The sequence below is a fragment of the Pseudomonas koreensis genome, assembly GCF_012986595.1.
GTDB lineage: Bacteria > Pseudomonadota > Gammaproteobacteria > Pseudomonadales > Pseudomonadaceae > Aquipseudomonas > Aquipseudomonas koreensis.
Genome location: NZ_JAAQYM010000002.1, coordinates 483366 through 503950 on the forward strand (window position 1 = coordinate 483366; position 20585 = coordinate 503950).

At 60.8% G+C, this 20585-nt stretch carries 16 protein-coding genes; 5 read left to right on the top strand and 11 right to left on the bottom strand.

Annotation, left to right across the window (positions count from 1 at the left end):
- Positions 1–187 precede the first annotated feature (187 nt).
- Entirely contained in the window at positions 188–1048 is an 861-nt protein-coding gene (locus HBN98_RS07405) for a MurR/RpiR family transcriptional regulator (protein ID WP_169842436.1), read from the top strand.
- Positions 1049–1166: 118 nt separating this feature from the next.
- Here the strand turns inward: HBN98_RS07405 and HBN98_RS07410 are convergent, their stop codons facing one another.
- The 11 genes from HBN98_RS07410 to edd all read right to left on the bottom strand — a co-directional run bounded on the left by HBN98_RS07410 (position 1167) and on the right by edd (position 14813).
- Complete coding sequence (locus tag HBN98_RS07410) at positions 1167–2021, bottom strand: D-hexose-6-phosphate mutarotase (protein WP_064588877.1); 855 nt, start codon at positions 2019–2021, stop codon at positions 1167–1169.
- 114 nt (positions 2022–2135) lie between these two features.
- Positions 2136–3485 carry a carbohydrate porin gene (locus tag HBN98_RS07415; RefSeq protein ID WP_083368109.1) on the bottom strand — a complete coding sequence of 450 codons (1350 nt, stop codon included), beginning with the start codon at positions 3483–3485 and terminating at the stop codon, positions 2136–2138.
- A gap of 192 nt (positions 3486–3677) precedes the next feature.
- Complete coding sequence (locus tag HBN98_RS07420; RefSeq protein ID WP_064588879.1) at positions 3678–4838, bottom strand: ABC transporter ATP-binding protein; 1161 nt, start codon at positions 4836–4838, stop codon at positions 3678–3680.
- Positions 4839–4840: 2 nt separating this feature from the next.
- Positions 4841–5686, bottom strand: coding sequence for a carbohydrate ABC transporter permease (locus HBN98_RS07425; protein ID WP_047599569.1), 846 nt, complete (start codon positions 5684–5686; stop codon positions 4841–4843).
- Positions 5679–6587: a carbohydrate ABC transporter permease gene (locus HBN98_RS07430; RefSeq protein ID WP_003227452.1), complete on the bottom strand. Its 909-nt coding sequence runs from the start codon at positions 6585–6587 to the stop codon at positions 5679–5681. The genes HBN98_RS07425 and HBN98_RS07430 overlap by 8 nt, the downstream gene beginning before the upstream one ends.
- 150 nt (positions 6588–6737) lie before the next feature.
- On the bottom strand, positions 6738–8039 hold the full coding sequence (locus HBN98_RS07435) for an ABC transporter substrate-binding protein (protein WP_064588880.1): 1302 nt from the start codon (positions 8037–8039) through the stop codon (positions 6738–6740).
- A gap of 118 nt (positions 8040–8157) precedes the next feature.
- On the bottom strand, positions 8158–9417 hold the full coding sequence (locus HBN98_RS07440) for a D-mannose isomerase (RefSeq protein WP_064588881.1): 1260 nt from the start codon (positions 9415–9417) through the stop codon (positions 8158–8160).
- A gap of 219 nt (positions 9418–9636) precedes the next feature.
- Positions 9637–11106, bottom strand: a complete 1470-nt coding sequence (locus HBN98_RS07445; RefSeq protein WP_083368108.1) for an ATP-binding protein — start codon at positions 11104–11106, stop codon at positions 9637–9639.
- Complete coding sequence (locus HBN98_RS07450; RefSeq protein ID WP_025112821.1) at positions 11096–11827, bottom strand: response regulator; 732 nt, start codon at positions 11825–11827, stop codon at positions 11096–11098. Before HBN98_RS07450 ends, HBN98_RS07445 begins: the two co-directional genes overlap by 11 nt.
- 197 nt (positions 11828–12024) lie before the next feature.
- Positions 12025–12990 carry a glucokinase gene (locus HBN98_RS07455; protein WP_083368106.1) on the bottom strand — a complete coding sequence of 322 codons (966 nt, stop codon included), beginning with the start codon at positions 12988–12990 and terminating at the stop codon, positions 12025–12027.
- The gene (gene edd, locus HBN98_RS07460) at positions 12987–14813 is read right to left on the bottom strand and encodes a phosphogluconate dehydratase (RefSeq protein WP_047599558.1); all 1827 of its coding nucleotides are present in this window, start codon (positions 14811–14813) and stop codon (positions 12987–12989) included. Before edd ends, HBN98_RS07455 begins: the two co-directional genes overlap by 4 nt.
- Positions 14814–15033: 220 nt before the next feature.
- Here edd and gap point away from each other — a divergent pair, with 220 nt between their 5' ends.
- The 4 genes from gap (at position 15034) to HBN98_RS07480 (ending at position 20514) form a co-directional block, all read left to right on the top strand.
- A complete protein-coding gene (gap, locus tag HBN98_RS07465; RefSeq protein ID WP_083368105.1) occupies positions 15034–16035 on the top strand; it encodes a type I glyceraldehyde-3-phosphate dehydrogenase in 1002 nt (333 codons plus the stop codon).
- 203 nt (positions 16036–16238) lie between these two features.
- Complete coding sequence (locus tag HBN98_RS07470) at positions 16239–16766, top strand: RNA polymerase sigma factor (RefSeq protein WP_064588886.1); 528 nt, start codon at positions 16239–16241, stop codon at positions 16764–16766.
- Positions 16767–16867: 101 nt separating this feature from the next.
- Entirely contained in the window at positions 16868–17833 is a 966-nt protein-coding gene (locus HBN98_RS07475; protein WP_083368104.1) for a FecR family protein, read from the top strand.
- Between the two features lie 122 nt (positions 17834–17955).
- Positions 17956–20514 (top strand): TonB-dependent receptor, encoded by a 2559-nt coding sequence (locus HBN98_RS07480; protein WP_083368103.1) that lies wholly within the window; start codon positions 17956–17958, stop codon positions 20512–20514.
- Positions 20515–20585 lie beyond the last annotated feature (71 nt).

The window sequence follows — 20585 nt, forward strand, 5'->3', positions numbered from 1 at the left end:
TTTTCAAGGCATCACTCAAGGGAAAATGTAGTAATAACTACAACATTTTCGCAAAATACAGATTCCGAGTGGTGGTCGGTCGGAGCCATCAGTAGGATAGGCCACCGTCACGGGCCATATCAAAGGCCCAATTTGCATAGCCCGGCGCACCTTTGCGCAGGTGAATTAGGAATTCCATATGGACCGCGTGCGAAATTTACTGGAACAGATCCAGAGTCGCCTTGAAGAGCTGAACAAGGCCGAACGCAAAGTCGCCGAGGTGATCCTGCTCAACCCACAGCAGGCCACCCGCTTCAGCATCGCCGCCCTCGCCCAGGCGGCGTCGGTGAGCGAGCCGACGGTCAACCGTTTCTGCCGCTCGTTCGGTGTCAGCGGCTACCCTGAACTCAAGTTGCAGCTGGCGCAGAGCCTGGCCAGTGGCGCGGCGTATGTCAGCCGCGCGGTGGAGGCCGACGACAACCCCGAGGCGTACACGCAGAAGATTTTCGGCAGCGCCATCGCCTCGCTGGACAGCGCTTGCCAGGCACTCGATCCGAACCTGATCAGCCGCGCCGTCGACCTGTTGATTCAGGCGCGGCAGATCCACTTCTTCGGCCTCGGCGCTTCGGCACCGGTGGCGCTGGATGCGCAGCACAAGTTCTTCCGTTTCAACCTGGCGGTCACTGCGCATGCCGATGTGCTGATGCAGCGGATGATTGCGTCGGTGGCGCACACCGGCGAGCTGTTCGTGATCATTTCCTACACCGGCCGCACCCGCGAGCTGGTGGAAGTGGCGCGCATCGCCCGGGAGAACGGCGCTTCGGTGCTGGGCCTGACCGCCGAGAACTCGCCGCTGGCCAAGGCCAGTACCTTGAGCCTGAACATTCCGCTGCCGGAAGACACCGACATCTATATGCCGATGACCTCGCGGATCATTCAGTTGACGGTGCTGGATGTGCTGGCGACCGGGATGACCCTGCGTCGCGGAGTGGATTTCCAGCCGCATCTGCGTAAGATCAAAGAGAGCTTGAATGCCAGTCGGTATCCGGTTGGGGATGAATTCAACTGATCCAGGATCTCGGCGACTGATCAACCGCCATCGCGAGCAGGCTCACTCCTACAGGGGAACGCATTTCAAATGTAGGATTGAGCCTGCTCGCGATAGGGCCAGCAGCGACAACACATAACTAAGCCGCCGCCCACGCCTGCAAACTCAAATGCGCCTTTTCCCCCGGCGCCAGATGCAGGCTGTCCGTCCCGCCCGCCGCCGCTTCGACACAGACAAACTCGGTCACTTCATCCCAGCTCACGCCCAGCAACGGCCGTGAACCCGGGTGCCAGACCACGGTGTCGGCACTGTCGCCGGTATCGATGCACAGCTCACGCTGCCAGGCGTGATCCTTGAGCTGCAATTCGCCGTCGTGCTGGAACACCCGCTGACAACCGCCATCGACACGCAACTCGCCTTCCTGCTGGCAGGACTGGCGGCTCAACTGGTCGTAACCCTGCGCACCTTCTAGCCCAGACAGCGCTATCTCACCGACATCGCCAATACGCCAGTAAGCGTGCAAAGCCTGGCTCAACTGGCACGGCATATCGTCCTGATGCTCGGTGCTCAGGCGCAATTCCATGCGTTCACCCAGGTGCGCATGCAGGTCCGCCTGCCAGTCGCACAACTGCAACTGCCAATGCAGGCGCACGCCGTCGTCGGCACTGCTGCTGTCGATCAATTTCCAGTCGAGCAGCCGCGCCCAACCATGGGACGGCCAGGCGTTTTCACTCGGATGACGGCCATACCACGGCCAGCACACCGGCACGCCACCGCGAATGGCGCCAACGTGCGGCCACTTCGCCGCGCACCACAACCACGGTTTCTGCCCGCGCGGCTGAAAGTGCAGCAACTGCGCGCCCTGTCGACTGAACACCGCCTGACACAGCGGATGGTCGATCACCAGCACATCGCGCATCTGATAGCGCTCCCAGGCGAACACCGGTCGTTCGCGCAGGGATTTGAAGAAGCGTTGCAGCGGATGCTCATGCATTGGCCACGGTTCCGAATTCGACTGTCATGGGTTGCGCCCACCCTCCAAAAAAAAGCGGACAGCCTGGGCTGTCCGCAAATATGCGCACATAGAGAGGAGCTTATCGCAACAGCGTTAGAACACCGACTGAATTTTCAGGCCGGCGACCAAAGCGTTGTCCACTGCGTCAACGCCACCCGGGTGAGTGATGTATTGCAGGTTAGGACGCACCGTCAGCCAGTTGGTGACGTGGAAGCCGTAGTTGATCTCGTAGTTGTATTCGGTTTCACGAATCGGCGAGAACACCGGGTTGTCGTAGTCCGAAACACCGTTGGAAGCATTCAGCAGTTCGGCGTTTTTCTTCACGTCATCGTTGACGTGGATGCGCGCCGCGCCAATGCCGACGTCATCCTTCGGACGGGCATCGAACGGGCCTTTGTAGACAAACATCACCGACTGGTAGTTGTCGATGAAGTTGGTGTCCTTGTCGTGGAACGTGGCGTTGGCCGCAATGTTCAGACCACGAGACGCATCACCGTTGTGGCTGGTGAGTTGCTGCTGCGCGACGAACCAGTAGCCGTGTTTGCTGCTGTGGGTCTTGTACGCATCGCGAGTGGTTGCAGCGTCGAGACCGTTGACGTCTTCACGGACGTCGCTGGCATCAGCGGTGCTCTTGTAGTAACCGACGCGGTATTCGCCCGGCAGGCTGTTGACCTTCGGCGACCAGACCAATTCAACCGGCAGAACAGTACCGGCGGTGCCGCTGCCACTGAGCTTGAAGCCGTTGCCGTGTTCCAGCTGCGACGGGTTCTGGTTGTACGCGCCGATCTGCGCGTAGAGCTCGTCGTTGATGTTGTACTTGACGCGGATCGCGGCCTGGCTGACGGGCCAGTTGTACCAGATGTTGGTCGCCCAGTTACCCACTTGCGAGCCGCAGAACGCCAGGTTCTGGAAGTCGCACGGGAAGGTGTTGAAGTCTTCGCCTTCGCCGAAGTAACCGGCCTTGACGTCGAGCTTGTTGTCGAAGAACTGGTGCTGAATCCACAACTGGGTCAGACGCACCATGTGGCCACGGCCGTAGACTTCCTGCGAGGACGACAGGGTGCCGGCACGCGGATCGCCCACGCGATCGTTGGAGATGTTGTAACCGTTACGGTTGGTCAACTGGATCTTGGCCTGAGTGTTGTCCCAGCCCCACAGTTTTTGCAGATCCAGTGCCACGCCCAGACCGAACTGGTCAGCGTAACGCGCAGTCTTGTCGTCGTTGTAGCCGCCATGCAGGTTGCCACCGACTTCCCCAACGTAGTCAGCCTTGATGTCGATACCTTGCTCGATCAGCTTGGTCCGCTCGCCACCCCAGTCGCCGGTCATCCATTTCGAATCGGAGCTGAATGCATCGGCAGCCATTGCATTGCCGGCCAGCACCAATGCCGCCGCAGCTGACACTTGGCAGATCAACCGGGCATTGACGTGTTTCTTTTTCATCCCTACATCCTCGTCTTTATTGTTATTAACTGTTTTTTTCCAACGTGGTTTACATAAATTGCAGCATCGAACCCTGTGGCGAGGGGATTTATCCCCGATGTTCTGCGCAGCAGACCCGGCTTCTGGGGCCGCTTCGCGCCCCATCGGGGATAAATCCCCTCACCACAAAAGTTTGCTCACACATGTTGATATTCAGCGGCCTTTGAACTGCGCCACGTTCGCAGACCGCGCATCGGTCTGTGGTTGCCCGGCAACGCCCAGACGCTCGCCAGTCTTGGCATCGAACAACAACACTTTTGACGGATCGAATTGCAGGGTCAGGGTCTCGCCCACCTGCGGCGCCACGTCCGGTGCCAGGCGGCAGCAGACCTTGGTGTCATTCAGGTTGACGAACACCAGCGTGTCCGGACCGGTCGGCTCGGTGACCTGCACTTCGGCCTTGATGCTCGGCAGACCATTGCCCTCGCCGCTCGCCAGAACAATCTGTTCAGGGCGCAGGCCGAGGATCACTTCGCGATCTTCCAGCCCGGCGTCCTGCATGCTCATCGGCAGCTCGCAGCGAGCCTGACCGCTGTCGAGCAGTGCCAGCAGACGACCGTCCTTGCGTTGCAGACGCAGCGGGATGAAGTTCATCGGCGGCGAACCGATGAAGCTCGCCACGAACAGGTTGGCCGGATCGTTGTAGATCTCTTTCGGCGTGCCGAACTGCTGGATGATCCCGTCCTTCATCACCGCCACTTTGTCGCCCAGGGTCATCGCTTCGATCTGGTCGTGGGTCACGTAGACCGTGGTGGTTTTCAGGCGCTGGTGCATCAGTTTCATTTCGGTGCGCATCTCGACGCGCAGCTTGGCGTCGAGGTTGGACAGCGGTTCGTCGAACAGGTAGATCTTCGGCCGCCGCGCCAGGGCCCGGCCCATCGCCACACGCTGTTGCTGACCACCGGAGAGCTGGCCCGGCTTGCGGTTGAGCAGGTGTTCGATCTGCAGCAGCTTGGCCACGCGCGCGACTTCTTCGTCGATCGCCGACTGCGGCATCTTGCGGATCTTCAGGCCGAACTCGATGTTCTCGCGCACGCTCATGGTCGGGTACAGCGCGTAGGACTGGAACACCATGGCGATGTCGCGATCCTTCGGGCTCATGCCGCTGACGTCCTGGTCGCCGATCATGATCGCGCCACCGGTGATAGTCTCGAGGCCGGCGATGCAGTTCATCAGGGTCGACTTGCCGCAGCCCGACGGGCCGACGAGGATCAGGAACTCACCGTCCTTGATCGACAGTTCGATGTTCTTCAGGGTGTCCGGCAGGCCGGCACCGTAGGTCTTGTTGACGTTGCGAAGTTCGAGCGTTGCCATGATTACCCCTTGACTGCGCCGGCCGTCAGCCCGCGCACGAAATACTTGCCTGCGACCACATAGACCAGCAGGGTCGGCAGCCCGGCGATCATCGCCGCTGCCATATCAACGTTGTATTCCTTGGCCCCGGTGCTGGTGTTGACCAGGTTGTTCAGCGCCACCGTGATCGGTTGCGAATCACCGCTGGAGAACACCACACCGAACAGGAAGTCGTTCCAGATCTGGGTGAACTGCCAGATCAGGCAGACCATGATGATCGGGGTCGACATCGGCAGAATGATCCGCCGGAAAATCGTGAAGAAACCCGCACCATCCAGACGTGCAGCCTTCACCAGCGCGTCAGGAATGCTCACGTAGTAATTACGGAAGAACAGCGTGGTGAACGCCAGACCGTAGACCACGTGGACAAACACCAGGCCGGTGGTGGTGCTCGCCAGGCCCATCTTGCCGAGGGTGAACGAGGCCGGCAGCAGCACGGTCTGGAACGGCAGGAAGCAGCCGAACAGCAGCAGACCGAAGAACAACTGCGAACCGCGGAAGCGCCACATCGACAATACGTAACCGTTCAACGCGCCAATGGCAGTGGAGATGACCACGGCCGGCACGGTGATCTTGATCGAGTTCCAGAAGTAACCGTCAACGGTGGCCCAGGCCTTGACCCAGCCGATGCCGCTGACCACCGTCGGCCAGCTCAGCAGGTTGCCGGTGCTGATGTCTTCCGGGGTCTTGAAGCTGGTCAGCAGCATCACCACCAGTGGAATCAGGTACAGCAGGACCGCGAGGATCAGCACCGCGTAGATCGCCACGCGACTGAGGCTGAAGGCGGGTTTGGCAGCGAGACTAGTCATGACGCTTGGTTCTCAGCTCGGAGTACAGGTAAGGCACGATGATCGCGAGAATCGCACCGAGCATCAGAATCGCACTGGCCGAGCCCATGCCCATCTGGCCGCGACTGAAGGTGAAGGAGTACATGAACATCGCCGGCAGATCAGAGGAATAACCCGGGCCACCGGCCGTCATCGCCGCGACCAGGTCGAAGCTCTTGATCGCGATGTGCGCGAGGATCATCACCGCACTGAAGAACACCGGGCGCAGGCTTGGCAGCACCACTTTCCAGTAGATGGTCGGCATGCTCGCGCCGTCGATCTGCGCAGCACGGATGATCGATTGATCAACGCCACGCAGGCCGGCGAGGAACATCGCCATGATGAAGCCCGAGGCTTGCCAGACAGCGGCGATCACCAGGCAATAGACCACGCGATCAGGGTCAATCAGCCAGTCCAGACGGAAGCCTTCCCAGCCCCAGTCACGCAACAATTTGTCCAGGCCCATGCCGGGGTTGAGCAGCCATTTCCACGCGGTACCGGTAACGATCATCGAGAGCGCCATCGGGTACAGGTAAATGGTGCGGATAAAGCCTTCACGACGAATGCGCTGGTCGAGGAACACCGCCAGCAGCACGCCGATCACCAGGGTGATGCCGATGAACATGCCACCGAACACCGCCAGGTTCTTGCTCGCCACCCACCAGCGATCGTTGTCGAACAGCCGTGCGTATTGCGCCAGGCCGGCCCACTTGTAGTTGGGCAGGAACGTCGAGGTGGTGAACGACAGCACGAACGTCCACAGGATGTAGCCATAGAAGCCCACCAGCACGATGAACATGCTCGGCGCCAGCACCAGTTTCGGTAGCCAGCGCTGCAGTGCATCGAACGGCGAGGCTTTGCTGAACACAGCAACAGAACTCATGGGGAAATCCAGTACGAGAGAAAAGGACTACTTGGGCAACTCGTCCCCTTGTAGGAGTGAGCCTGCTCGCGATTGTGGTGTGTCAGTCGATGAATCTGTTACCTGACAAACTGCTATCGCGAGCAGGCTCACTCCTACAGGGGCCAAGGATTACTTGGCCGACTGAACCGCCGCGCCGAGTTTCTTGGCCGCATCGGCCGGGTCGGCTTTCGGGTCGTTGATGTAGTTGGTCACGACATCAAAGAACGCGCCCTGCACTGCCAGCGTGGTCGCCATGTTGTGCGCCATGCTCGGTTGCAGACCGCCGGACTTGGCGTCAGCCAGGAAGTCCTTGGCAGCGGTTTGCGCGCAGGAGTCAAAGCCGAGCTTTTCCATGTCGTTCAACATGTCGTTGCGAACCGGAATCGAGCCCTTGTTGATGCTGAAGACTTTCTGGAAGTTTTCACCCAGCACGACTTTGGCGATGTCCTGCTGACCGGCAGCAGTGCCTTTGTCTTTCTGCTTGAACACCGCCAGCGAGTCGATGTTGTAGGTGAATGCCTTGTCGGTGCCCGGGAACGCTACGCACTCGTAGTCCTTGCCGGCGACTTTCTTGGCAGCGGTCCATTCGGACTTGGCCCAGTCACCCATGATCTGCATGCCGGCCTTGCCGTTGATGACCTTGGCCGCTTCCAGGTTCCAGTCCTGGCCCTTGCCGTCGGCGTCCATGTAGGTCGCGACTTTCTTCAGCTCGGTCAGCGCCTTGACCATTTCCGGACCGGTCAGCGCTTTGTTGTCCAGCTCGACCAGGGCTTTCTTGTAGCCATCAACGCCCATGACCGAAAGCACCACGGCTTCGAACACGGTGCTGTCCTGCCAAGGCTGACCACCGTGGGCCAGCGGGATGAAGCCCGCGGCCTTGAGCTTGTCGCCAGCTGCGTAGAATTCTTCGAGGGTGGTCGGGTTCTTGGTGATGCCGGCTTTCTTGAAGACTTCCGGGTTGATCCACAGCCAGTTCACACGGTGAATGTTCACCGGCACGGCCACGTAATCACCGTCGTACTTCACGGTATCGGAGACTTTCTTGTCGAGCAGGCTGTCCCACTTCTCTTCTTTGGCAACGTCTTTCAGAACGTCGGTGTCGAGCAGACCGGTCGACGCCCATTCCTGGATGTCCGGGCCTTTGATCTGGGCAACGCCCGGCGGGTTGCCGGCAACGGCACGGCTTTTCAGCACAGTCATGGCCGTGGCACCGCCACCGCCGGCGACAGCGCCGTCTTTCCAGGTGAAACCGTCTTTTTCGACTTGCGCCTTGAGCACATCAACGGCAGCTTTTTCGCCACCGGACGTCCACCAGTGCACGACTTCGACCGAACCTTTGGATTCGGCAGCAGAAACACTGAGAGGCAGAATTGCGAGCGGGAACAGGGAGGCGACAGAAATGACAGTAGCGAGGCGAGAAATCGCATTCATCTGAGATGTACCTTTCTTGTTGTTATGCATGCAAGTCTGGTGCTTGCGCTGCATAGGAGTTTAAACAGGACGTTTCCCCCCGCAGGTAACGAAGGGATGCGCAAATGTCACCACATGGTTACACAGGAACGCTCCGCGACCATTGCGCCAGAGCCGTTGCCATACTGGGTGACAAGGGTAGACGAGGAATCAGCACCGCCTGCCAGGCATGGTACAGGTCGGGTTTGCCCGGCCAGATATCGGCGCTCGGACGGTTTTGCGGATCGAGTTCGTGGTGCCAACTGCCATCGCAGCGATCGATGAAATGGTTTTCGCAGAACTCCCAGAACCGCCGGTACCAGGTTTCGTATTGCGCATCGCCGGTACGCTTGAGCAAGGCACTGGCAGCGGCGCTGGCCTCGGCATGGGTCCAGTGCAAGCGATGGCGCACCACGGCTTTGTTGTCCCAGTCGAGGGTGTAGACGATCCCCGGCGCGCCATCGACGTCCCAGCCGTGACGGCAGTTCTGCTCGAAGAGTTTTTGCGCATCGGTCGCCAGCCAGCCAGGCGTGAGCATCCCGGCCTGAACCCGAGCCGCTTCGAGGTGCAGCAACAGCCGCGCCCACTCGAAACCGTGGCCTGGGGTGGTGCCGTAAGGGCGGAAGCCGTCGGCCGGGTTGTCGTGGTTGTACTCGCGCTGCGGTTGCCAGTCGCGGTCGAAGTGTTCGATGACCAGGTAACCATTGGCGGCGGCGTGGCCGTGAATCACCCGCTCGACGATGCGTTGCGCACGCACCAGCCAGCGCGGGTCTTCGGTGACATCGGCCAGCGCGAGGAACGCTTCGGTGGCGTGCATGTTGCTGTTGGCGCCGCGATAGGCTTCTTCTTCACGCCAGTCGCGATTGAAGAATTCGCGCATGGCGCCCTCTTCTTCGCTCCAGAAATACGTGTCGATGATGTCGATGGCGTCATCCAGCAATGCCTGGGCACCGGGACGTTGCGCGACCACCGCAGAGCTGGCCGCGAGCGCGACAAAAGCATGCAGATAGGCATTCTTGCCGGTGTTGCCATCGCGATGCTCAGCGACCGCAAACCAGCCGCCGTGCAGGGCATCGCGCAATGGCCCGCGCAGGGCTGCGATGCCGTGATCGACCAGTTCGGCAAACCCCGGCAGGCCCTGAATGTGGGCCATGGCGAAGCTGTGGGTCATGCGTGCGGTGTTCATGGTTTCGGCTTGCGCGTGCGCCGGCAGACGGCCGCGCTCGTCGAGGTTGCCGAAACCTTCGGGCAGCTTTGAAGCCTTGGCGAATGCCAGCAGGCGCAGACCTTCGTCGGCGAGCCATTGCTGGTGGGCAGGGGCGTTCAGCCAACTGCTGAAGCCTGGGTGAAAGGTGTCCATGGAGTGGCCCTTTTTTGTTGTTATGACTGCGGGCAGTCTAAACAACGGGCCGGGGTGGTCTTGTAACGAAGGGGGCGGGTTTTGTCACCAGCCAGTGACATAGGTCAGAAGTGAAACTGTGGCGAGGGAGCTTGCTCCCGCTGTGGCGCGACGCGGCACCCAAAAGACGGCCTGCTGCGCAGTCCAGCGGGAGCAAGCTCCCTCGCCACAGGGGTGGTATCAGTCAACACTGCGCGGCAATTGCAACGTCACCCGCAACCCACCCTCACGCAAATTCTGCAACGTCACCTCACCGCCATGGCTGTGGGCAATGTTGCGTGCAATCCCGAGGCCGAGCCCGTAACCCTGCTGCTGCCCCGCCAAGCGAAAGTGCGGCTCGAACACCTGCTCCAACCGTTGCTCCGGCACACCCGGGCCTTCATCGTCGACGTGCAGGACAAACGCGCGCTCATCGTCGTCGATGTACAGATGCGCGTTTTGTCCGTACTTCAACGCGTTGTCGATCAGGTTGCCGATGCAGCGTTTCAACGCCAAAGGCTTGCCCGGATACGCCGCCAGTGCCTTGCCTTGCTGGGTCACGCGGCCATTGCCGTTGGGCGCCAGATACGGCTCTACCAGACAGTCGAGCACATGGTTCAGGTCCACCGGCTCGATGTTCTCGTGGATGTCGGTGTCTTTCACGCACTGCAGCGCGCCTTTGACCAGCAGCTCCAGCTCATCCAGATCGCGGCCGAACTTGGCTTGCAGCTTCTCGTCTTCGAGCAGCTCGACGCGCAAACGCAGGCGAGTGATCGGCGTGCGCAGGTCATGGGAAATCGCGCTGAACAACTGGCTGCGCTCGGTCAGGTAACGGCTGATGCGCTCGCGCATGGTGTTGAACGCACGGCCCACTTCCACCACTTCACTGCCGCCGCCCTCGGCCACCGGTTCGACGTCGGCACCCAGCGACAGATCCCGCGCCGCCCGCGCCAGACGCTTGAGCGGCCGACTCTGCCAGTGCACCAGCAGGCCGATGAACAACAGCAGAAAGCCGCTGGTGAGGACAATGAACCACACCTGCTGCGCCGGCAGGCCTTGCTCTTCAAGGCTGGTGTAGGGCTCGGGCAACAGCGATGCGATGTACAGCCATTCGCCCGGGGCCATTTGAATCTGGGTGACCAGCACCGGCGGGTTCACCGGTTCCAGGGTCAGCGCGTAATGCGCCCAGGAACGTGGCAGTTCGTCGAGTTTCAGTCCGGCGTTGAAGATCCGCAGGTCTTCGGGGCTGACGAAGGTCACCGAGATATCGGCGTCATGGCCCAGCGACTGACGCAGCACCTCGTCCACCGCTTGAATCACCGCGGCCTTGCGCGGAGTAATCGGCAGCACGTCCATGCCCAGCGGCTTGTCGTTGAGCGTGACCACGAAACGGGTGCCGCCCATGCTGCGCAACTGATCGAGCACCAGCGGCCGGTACGCCACCGGCAGTGAACGGAAATAGCTGACGCTGGCGGTCATCGAATGGGCGAGGCTGCGGGCGCTGGTGACCAGACCTTCGAGCTGAGTCGCGCGCAATTGCGAGACCCAGATCACGCTCGACAAGGTCTGCGCGAACAGCACCGCCAACAAGGTCAGCAGGAGCATCCGCCCCAGCAGCGAACGCGGCACCGGCACTTTGCTGGCGAGCCGGCGCAGCGACTCAGTGACCATTGCCGGCAACCACATTGGCTGCCAGTTGGTAGCCACTGCCGCGCACGGTGCGGATCAGGCGTGGCGGTTTTTCGGTGTCGCGCAGGCGCTGGCGCAAGCGACTGACGGCCATGTCGACGATGCGGTCGAGCGGCATCAGGTCACGGCCACGGGTGGCGTTGCCGATGGTGTCGCGGTCGAGGATTTCCTGGGGATGGTCGAGGAACAGCTTCAGCAGCGCGAAGTCGGCGCCGGAGAGAATCACTTCCTCGCCGTCGGTGTGGAACAGCCGATGGCTGACCATGTCCAGTCGCCACTCGTCGAAGGCCAGCACTTCACTGCCACTGCGCTCCTGACCGAACTGCGCACGACGCAGCAACGCCTTGATCCGCGCTTGCAGTTCGCGCGGGCTGAAGGGTTTGCCGAGGTAGTCGTCAGCGCCAAGCTCCAGACCGATCACCCGGTCGGCTTCGTCGGAACTGGCGGTGAGCATGATGATTGGCACTTGCGCCTGACGCGGATGCTGGCGCACCCAACGACACAGGCTGAAACCGTCCTCGTCGGGCAGCATCACATCGAGGATCACCAGATCGCTGGGCGCCTCGTTGAGGGCCTGGCGGAAACTGGCGCCATCGGCCGTGGCCCGCACCTGAAACCCGGCGCGGGTCAGGTAGGTTTCCAGCAACTCGCGTATTTCCTGGTCGTCATCGACCAACAATATCGACTTGTTGACTGAGCTCACTTCGAAGGCATCCTTGTTGTTGGAATTGGGGCGGATTATGCCTGAGCAAAAACAGATGGCGTACGAGCTTTTGTGGCGAGGGAGCTTGCTCCAGCTGGGCTGCGAAGCGGCCCGATGTTCTTTCAATGACATCGAGCTTGCCGAAGTTACGACTGCTGCGCAGTCGAGCGGGAGCAAGCTCCCTCGCCACAGGTGACTTATTTCACCACAAGAGTGGATTGCTCCAGTGCCACGCCGGCACCGACAAGCCCGGAATACGGCGCCGTTACCAGCCACACCGGAATGCCCTTGAAGTAATCGCTCATGCAGCCCTTGTCAGCGAAGCTGCGAGCAAAACCGCTTTCGAGGAAGAAGTCGGCAAAGCGCGGAATCACCCCGCCAACGATATACACCCCGCCGCGTCCACCGGTGGTCAGCACGTTGTTGCCCGCCACACGGCCGAGCCAGCAGCAGAACTGCTCCAGCACTTCCAGGGCAATCGGGTCACCCGCCAATCCTGCAGCGGTGATCGATTCCGGGGTATCCAGCGTCGGCACATGCCCGTCCACCGCGCAGATCGCCCGGTAAACCCGGGGCAAACCACCGCCACTCAACGCAGTTTCCGCGCTGACATGGCCGATTTCGTTGTGGATGTGCTGCCACAGCTGCGTTTCACGCGGGCTGCTCAGCGGCAGATCGACATGACCGCCCTCCCCCGGCAATGCCGCGAAACGGCCCTCGCCAAGATCAAGCAGGGTGCCGACGCCAAGGCCGGTGCCCGGGCCGATCACCACCGCCGGACGCAACGGCTCCGGCGTGCCTTCGCAGACCACGCGGAATTCGTCGGGCTGCAAACGGGTCATGCCCAGCGCCATCGCCGAGAAGTCGTTGATCAGCAGCAGTTGCTCGACCTGCAAGGTCTGGCAGAACGCCGTGCGGCTCAGGCGCCAGTGGTTGTTGGTGAACTTGAATTCATCACCACTCACGGGGCCGGCCACCGACAGGCACACCGAACCGATCGAACCCGGCGCCAGACCGAGGCCGCTCAGATAGAGGCTGATCGCCTCCTCCGGGCCGGCATGGTCGGCCGTGGCCAGCACTTGAACCGATTCCAGTTGCTGATCTTTCCACAACGCGAACCGCGCGTTGGTGCCTCCGATGTCACCGACCAAAGCCAGTTTCAATTAAGCGTCTCCAGGGCAGAAGTGAAGGCGCTGGCGCCCTGCTCCGCCGAGCTGAAGGCCAAACGCATGAAGCCAAACAGTTCGCGGCCGCTGCCGATGTTGTTGCCCAACAGGCCTTTGGCGGGTTCGCGCGCTGCAAATTCGGCGGCGTCGACCTTGAGTTCCAAAGTGCCTTTGACGCCATCGACGCGGATGATATCGCCCTCTTGCACCCGCGCCAAAGCACCACCGACATAAGCTTCAGGGCTGACGTGGATCGCCGCCGGGATTTTCCCCGACGCGCCGGACATGCGCCCGTCGGTGACCAGCGCGACTTTGAAGCCGCGATCCTGCAGCACGCCGAGGAACGGCGTCATCTTGTGCAGCTCGGGCATGCCGTTGGAGCGCGGGCCCTGGAAGCGCATGACTGCGACAAAATCTTTTTCCAGCAAACCGGCCTTGAACGCATCGGCCAGGTCCTGCTGATCCTGGAACACCATGGCCGGTGCTTCGACGATCTGGTTCTCCAGCGCTACGGCGGAAACTTTCATCACGCCGCGCCCGAGGTTGCCTTCCATCACTCGCAAGCCGCCCTCGGCCGAGAACGCACGAGCCACAGGACGCAGGATGTTTTCGTCGAGGCTTTCGATCGGGCCTTCGCGCCACACCAGCTCGCCGTTATCGAGGAACGGCTCTTTGGTGTAGCGGCTCAGACCATGGCCGAGCACGGTGTTGACGTCTTCGTGCAGCAGACCGGCTTCGAGCAGTTCGCGGATCAGGAACGACATGCCGCCCGCCGCCTGGAAGTGGTTGATGTCGGCTTTGCCGTTCGGGTAGACGTGGCTCAGGGTCGGCACGACTTCGGAGAGGTCGGCCATGTCCTGCCAGGTCAACTGGATGCCTGCGGCCATGGCAATCGCCGGCATGTGCAGGGTGTGGTTGGTCGAGCCGCCGGTGGCGTGCAGCGCGACGATCGAGTTGACCAGCGCCTTCTCGTCGACGATTTCGCCGATCGGCATGAAGTTGCCGTTCTGTTTGGTCAGGCGCGTGACCTGATGCGCGGCTTCGCGGGTCAGGGCATCGCGCAGCGGCGTGTTCGGGTTGACGAAAGACGCGCCCGGCAAGTGCAGGCCCATGACTTCCATCAGCAACTGGTTGGTGTTGGCGGTGCCGTAGAAGGTGCAGGTGCCCGGGCTGTGGTAGGACTTCATCTCCGATTCCAGCAGCTCTTCGCGGGTCGCCTTGCCTTCGGCGTATTTCTGCCGCACGTCGGCTTTTTCCTTGTTGGAAATCCCCGAAACCATCGGTCCGCCCGGGACGAAGATCGTCGGCAGATGGCCGAAGCGCAGCGACCCCATCATCAGGCCCGGCACGATCTTGTCGCAGATGCCGAGCATCAGCGCGCCGTCGAACATGTTGTGCGACAGCGCCACCGCCGTGGACATGGCGATCACTTCGCGGCTCGGCAGGCTCAGCTCCATGCCCGGCTCGCCCTGGGTCACGCCATCGCACATCGCCGGCGTACCACCGGCGAACTGGCCGACCGAGCCGATTTCGCGCAGAGCGTTCTTGATCTGTTGCGGGAACACTTCGTACGGCTGGTGCGCCGAGAGCATGTCGTTATACGAAGAAACAATGGCGATGTTCGCCGAGTTCATCATCCGCAGGCTGTGCTTGTCTTCGCTGCCACACCCGGCCACGCCGTGGGCGAAGTTGGCGCATTGCAGCTTGCCGCGCATCGGCCCGTCGGTTGCGGCCCCGCGAATCAGTGCAAGGTAAGCCTGACGCGTGGCGCGGCTGCGGGCGATAAGCCGTTCGGTGACCTCAAGAACGCGGGGATGCATGTGTAGAACTCCAGGCTAACGGATGTGGCGACCTGATTGTCTATGCTGATCAAACGCCGTTGTTGTTGGAATGACAGACGGCTTTTTTGACCATTCGGACCAGTTGATTCAGGTCACTCGTTGTAGATAAAACAAAATATTGCCACTAAAAAGGCTTGTTTTCTATTTTTATGCGAATAATCTTGTAATTCCAACAACAAAACGACGGCGGCGCTGTTCAATGACTCTTCGAATCGCAATCAATGGTTTTGGCCGCATCGGCCGTAATGTCCTGCGTGCACTGTATACCCAAGGCTATCGACAGGATTTGCAGATCGTCGCCATCAACGATCTGGGCGACAGCGCCATCAACGCCCATCTGCTCAAATACGACACCGTTCACGGCACATTCGACGCCGAAGTGGCCCATGACAATGAAAGCCTGACGGTCAACGGCGACCGCATTTCGGTCAGCGCCATTCGCAATCCGGCCGACCTGCCGTGGGCTGCGGAAAAAATCGATGTGGTGTTCGAGTGCACCGGTCTGTTCACCGACCGTGCCAAAGCCGCTGCGCATCTTACTGCCGGCGCGCGCAAAGTGATCATCTCGGCCCCGGCCAAAGGTGCCGACGCCACCGTGGTTTATGGTGTGAACCACGACATTCTGCGCCAGTCGCACCAGATCATCTCCAACGCCTCGTGCACCACCAATTGCCTGGCGCCTGTCGCGCAAGTGCTGCACCGCGAGCTGGGCATCGAAAGCGGGCTGATGACCACCATCCACGCCTACACCAACGACCAGAACCTCACCGACGTCTACCACACCGACCCGTACCGTGCGCGTTCGGCCACGCAGAACATGATCCCGAGCAAGACCGGCGCCGCTGAAGCGGTAGGCCTGGTGCTGCCGGAACTGGCGGGCAAACTGACCGGCATGGCCGTGCGCGTACCGGTGATCAATGTGTCGCTGGTGGACCTGACCGTACAGTTGAAGAAAGAAGCCACTGCCGAGGAAGTCAACGCGCTGATGAAGGCTGCAAGCCAGCACTCGAAAATTCTCGGTTACAACACGTTGCCGCTGGTTTCCAGCGACTTCAACCACAACCCGCTGTCGTCGATCTTCGACGCCAACCACACCAAAGCCAGCGGCAAACTGCTGAAAGTACTGGCCTGGTACGACAACGAGTGGGGCTTCTCCAACCGTATGCTGGATAACTGCCTGGCGCTGTGTAACGCCGAGTAAGGTTTTTCCGCCCCCTGTAGGAGCTGCCGAAAGCTGCGATCTTTTGATGTGGTTTTTAAGATCAACATCAAAAGATCGCAGCCTTCGGCAGCTCCTACATTTCGATCCGCACAAGACCTTTACCCTTCTTTGACAAATCAAGGCTTGACCATTCAGCTAGATGATAAGCATTATCATTCGCTCGAAATGGATCAGGTTCCCCCGTGAGTCAATCGCGCTTCAACCACGTCTTCCTCACCCAGCGCACTTCGCTGCTGCGTACGCTGGAACGGATGGTCAACAACCACAGCACCGCCGAAGACCTGCTGCAGGAAACCTACCTGCGCGTCACACGGGCGCTGAGCGAGCGTGCCATCGATCACCTTGAACCCTTTGTGTTCCAGACTGCGCGCAACCTGGCGCTGGATCATTTGCGCGCGCGCAAGATTCATTCGCGGACCATGGTTGATGACGTGCCGCAGGACGTGGTGCACAGCGTCGCCGCCCCCGCCAGCAGCGCCGAAGACGCCGCCCACGCCGAACAATTGCTGGAGCGCCTGAACGTGAGCCTCAGTCAACTCAGCCCGCGGCAACAGCAGATATTCATCCTCAGCCGCCTGCACGGACACAGCTACCAGGAAATCGCCGACGAGCTGAATGTCTCCCTCAGCACCGTGCAGAAAGAACTGAAACTGATTATGAGCATTTGCATCGGCGTTGCCGAAAGACACGACAGCAGCGGCAAGCTGTAAGCTTCAAGCTCCAAGTAAAAACGAAAAGCAGTACACGCATCTGGCTTGCAGCTTGCAGCTTGACGCTAGAAACTGCTTCGCCAGAAGCCCGAGGAAACACCGTGACGGACACCCACCGCTCGCCTTCGCCCGAAACGGCGCAGGATGCTGCAAGTGCAATGGACCAGGCCTTGGACTGGCTCATCGTGCTCGGCACTCCGGACGAAGAGCAGACCCGGCAATTTCACGCGTGGCTGGCGGCTGATCCGTTGAATGCCGAGGCGTTCGCCAAGGCCCAGGCGATCTGGGATGGCCCGCAGATTGCCCAGTGCGCACAAAACCTCGCGGCGAAACCTGCAAAAGTCACTGTCCTCCAACGTCTGCGCCCGCACTGGAAACCGCTGGCCACCGCTGCGGTGCTGATTCTCGGCCTGTTCAGTTTCAGCAATCTGCCGATGCGCTTGCAGGCCGATCACCTCACCGTGGTCGGCGAGCGCCAGCGCCTGCAACTGGAGGACGGCTCGAAAGTCCTGCTCAATACCAATTCGGCGTTTTCCAGCACCATCAATGATCAACAACGCGTCGCGCGCTTGTATCAGGGGGAGGCGTTTTTCGAGATTGCCGGCAGCCGCAACCAGCCGCTGGAAATCGATGCCGGGCCGGTCAAGGCCAGTGTGCATGACACTGCATTTGCCGTGCGTTACCTGGACGGCGTGGCGCAGGTCAACGTGCAGCGCGGCGACGTCGATCTGCGCGCCACCCATGACGATGCGCGGGTGCGCCTGTCCGCCGGGGAAAGCATCCGCATCGGCCCCAACGGCTTCGACCGCCCGGCCAAGCTCGACGCGAATACCGATCTGGCCTGGGTTCAGGGCCGCCTGGTGTTCGAGAACTGCCCACTGAATCAGGTGCTGGCCGAACTGCGCCGCTACTACCCGGGCTGGATCATCAACACCAACGAGCAATTGGCCGACGTCAATGTCACCGGCAATTACCGCCTGGACCAACCGCTCGACGTGGTGCGCTCCCTCGCCCACATCACTTCCGCGCGCCTGCAAGAATTCCCGGCGCTGGTGATCCTGAACTAAATGAGAATTATTTTTACTCGATAGCGAAAGCCCGTTCGTCTCGTTATAGCCAATGCAATTGATTCGCATCTTCGGACGTGAATCAGCACCTATAAAGATTCGTGCGACACGGAGCGCTATCGATGTCCTCTCGCCTTACCCGCCAGACTGCTTCCCCTTCCCGCGTATTGTCATTGCTGACCGCCGCCATCCTCATGGCCGGCACCGCACCGCTGATGGCTGCCACCGAACAACCGGCGCGCAACATGGGTGATTATTCGTTCTCGATCGCCCAGCAACCGCTGGTCTCGGCGCTCAACGCCTTCACCGGCGTGACCGGCTGGCAGGTCGGCTTGCCGGCAGAACTGGGTCAGGGCGTGTCGTCGCCGGGCGTGCGTGGTTCGCTGCCACCGGAAAAAGCCCTTGAGCGCTTGTTGGTGGGGACCAACCTGAGCTTCCGCAAACTGAGCAACAACAACGTCGTGCTGGAAAAACGCAGCAGCAGCGGCGCACTGAATCTGGATCAGGTGACCATCAGCGCCACCCGCCAGGAACAGTCGGTCAACAGCGTGCCGGCCACCGTCAGCGTGCAGACCCGCGAGGATCTGGATCGCAACAACGTCAACTCGATCAAGGATCTGGTGCGTTACGAGCCGGGTGTTTCGGTGGGCGGTGCCGGTCAACGTGCCGGCCTGACCGGCTACAACATCCGTGGCATTGACGGTGACCGCGTCCTGACTCAAGTCGACGGCGTGCAAGTGCCGGACAGCTTTTTCAACGGCCCTTACGCACAGACCAACCGCAATTACGTCGACCCGGAAATCGTCAAACGCGTGGAAATTCTCCGTGGCCCGGCGTCGGTGCTGTACGGCAGCAATGCAATTGGCGGCGCCGTCAGCTACTACACCCTCGACCCGGACGACATCATCAAGCCTGGCCAGGACGTCGGCGCACGTCTGAAAACCGGTTACAGCTCGGCCGACGACAGCTGGCTGACCTCCGGCACCGTTGCCGGGCGCACCGGCGACTTCGATGGTTTGCTGCACCTGAGCCAGCGCAACGGCCATGAAACCGAGTCCTACGGCGAAACCGGTGGCACCGGCCTGAACCGCACCGAGGCCAACCCGGAAGATGTGCGCACCACCAACGTGCTGGCCAAACTCGGCTGGAACTACGCTGACGACGCGCGCTTCGGCCTGACCTACGAACACTACAAAGACGATCGCGACACCAACCAGTTGAGCGCCGTCGGTGGCCCGTTCAACGCTGGACGCGGGTTTGGTTTCTACAAGGCGCGCACCGGCAACGACACCGTCACGCGCGAGCGTTTTGGCCTGGAGCACCGCTTCGCACTGGACACTGCGCTGGCCGACAACATCAAGTGGTCGCTCAACTACCAGATCGCCAAGACCGACCAGAGCACCCAGGAAATCTACGCACCGTCGCGTACCGTACTGCGCAACCGCGACACCAATTACAAAGATCGCCAATGGGTGTTCGATGCGCAGGCTGACAAGTCGTTTGCCATCGCCGACACCGATCACACCGTTACCTACGGCACGACCATCAAGCAGGACAAAGTCACCGGATTGCGCACCGGCAACGGCACCTGCCTGACCGTCAGCGGCGCATGCCGCGTGATCGGTGCGCCAAGCGCCGCCGACACCTTGAAACCGGCCAGCGACTTCCCGGACCCGACCATCAACAGCTACAGCCTGTTCGCTCAGGATCAGATCAGCTGGGGTAACTGGACGTTCCTGCCGGGCGCACGTTACGACTACACCGAACTCAAGCCGCACATCACCGATGAGTTCCTCGCCACTGCCGACCAAAGTGGTAACGGTGAGGTCAGCGACAAGAAGAAAACCTGGCATCGTCTGTCGCCGAAGTTCGGCACCACCTACAGCTTTAACGATCACTACACCTGGTACGGCCAGTACGCCGAAGGCTTCCGCACGCCGACCGCCAAGGCCTTGTACGGTCGATTTGAAAACCTCGCGGGCGGCTATCAGGTCGCGCCGAACCCGGACCTTGAACCGGAAAAAAGCAAAAGCTATGAAACCGGTCTGCGTGGCCAATTTGCAGCGGGCACGTTCGACGTCGCGGTGTTCTACAACAAGTACCGTGATTTCATCGATGAGAACGCCATCACCCCCGGCTATACCGAGACCACGTTCCAGAGCAACAACATCAAACACGCCACCATCAAAGGTGTTGAGCTCAAAGGTCGCCTGAACCTCGACACCTTTGGCGCGCCGACCGGCCTCTACACCCAAGGCTCAATGGCGTACCTGTACGGGCGCAACGACGACAGCGGCCAGCCACTGAACAGCGTCAATCCGCTGACCGGCGTGTTCGGTCTCGGTTATGACCAGGACAACTACGGTGCGCTGCTGAGCTGGACGCTGGTCAAGCGCAAGGATCGTGTCGACAGCACTCAGTTCAAGACACCGGACGGCACCAGCACCCAGTTCAAGACCCCGGGATATGGCGTGCTCGACCTGGCCGGCTTCTACAAAGTCACCGACGACGTGACCGTCAATGCCGGCCTCTACAACCTGACCGACAAGAAGTACTGGCAGTGGGATGACGTGCGCGGTTACGACAGCGTCGGCGAAGCCTCGGTGACGCAACCGGCCAACCTTGATCGCCTGACCCAGCCGGGCCGCAACTTCGCGATCAATCTGGTCTGGGACATCTGATCCGCACGGCCCTGCGACGCGCGCATTGATCAGCGCGTCGCGGGGTTTTTTTTACGGTTCGGCACCTGCCC

Coding starts and splice junctions, on each gene's coding strand:
- HBN98_RS07410 (WP_064588877.1), bottom strand. CDS start 2,021: ATGCATGAGCATCCGCTGCAACGCTTCTTCAAATCCCTGCGCGAACGA.
- HBN98_RS07420 (WP_064588879.1), bottom strand. CDS start 4,838: ATGGCAACGCTCGAACTTCGCAACGTCAACAAGACCTACGGTGCCGGC.
- HBN98_RS07445 (WP_083368108.1), bottom strand. CDS start 11,106: ATGGTCACTGAGTCGCTGCGCCGGCTCGCCAGCAAAGTGCCGGTGCCG.
- HBN98_RS07430 (WP_003227452.1), bottom strand. CDS start 6,587: ATGAGTTCTGTTGCTGTGTTCAGCAAAGCCTCGCCGTTCGATGCACTG.
- gap (WP_083368105.1), top strand. CDS start 15,034: ATGACTCTTCGAATCGCAATCAATGGTTTTGGCCGCATCGGCCGTAAT.
- HBN98_RS07440 (WP_064588881.1), bottom strand. CDS start 9,417: ATGGACACCTTTCACCCAGGCTTCAGCAGTTGGCTGAACGCCCCTGCC.
- HBN98_RS07480 (WP_083368103.1), top strand. CDS start 17,956: ATGTCCTCTCGCCTTACCCGCCAGACTGCTTCCCCTTCCCGCGTATTG.
- HBN98_RS07435 (WP_064588880.1), bottom strand. CDS start 8,039: ATGAATGCGATTTCTCGCCTCGCTACTGTCATTTCTGTCGCCTCCCTG.
- HBN98_RS07425 (WP_047599569.1), bottom strand. CDS start 5,686: ATGACTAGTCTCGCTGCCAAACCCGCCTTCAGCCTCAGTCGCGTGGCG.
- edd (WP_047599558.1), bottom strand. CDS start 14,813: ATGCATCCCCGCGTTCTTGAGGTCACCGAACGGCTTATCGCCCGCAGC.
- HBN98_RS07415 (WP_083368109.1), bottom strand. CDS start 3,485: ATGAAAAAGAAACACGTCAATGCCCGGTTGATCTGCCAAGTGTCAGCT.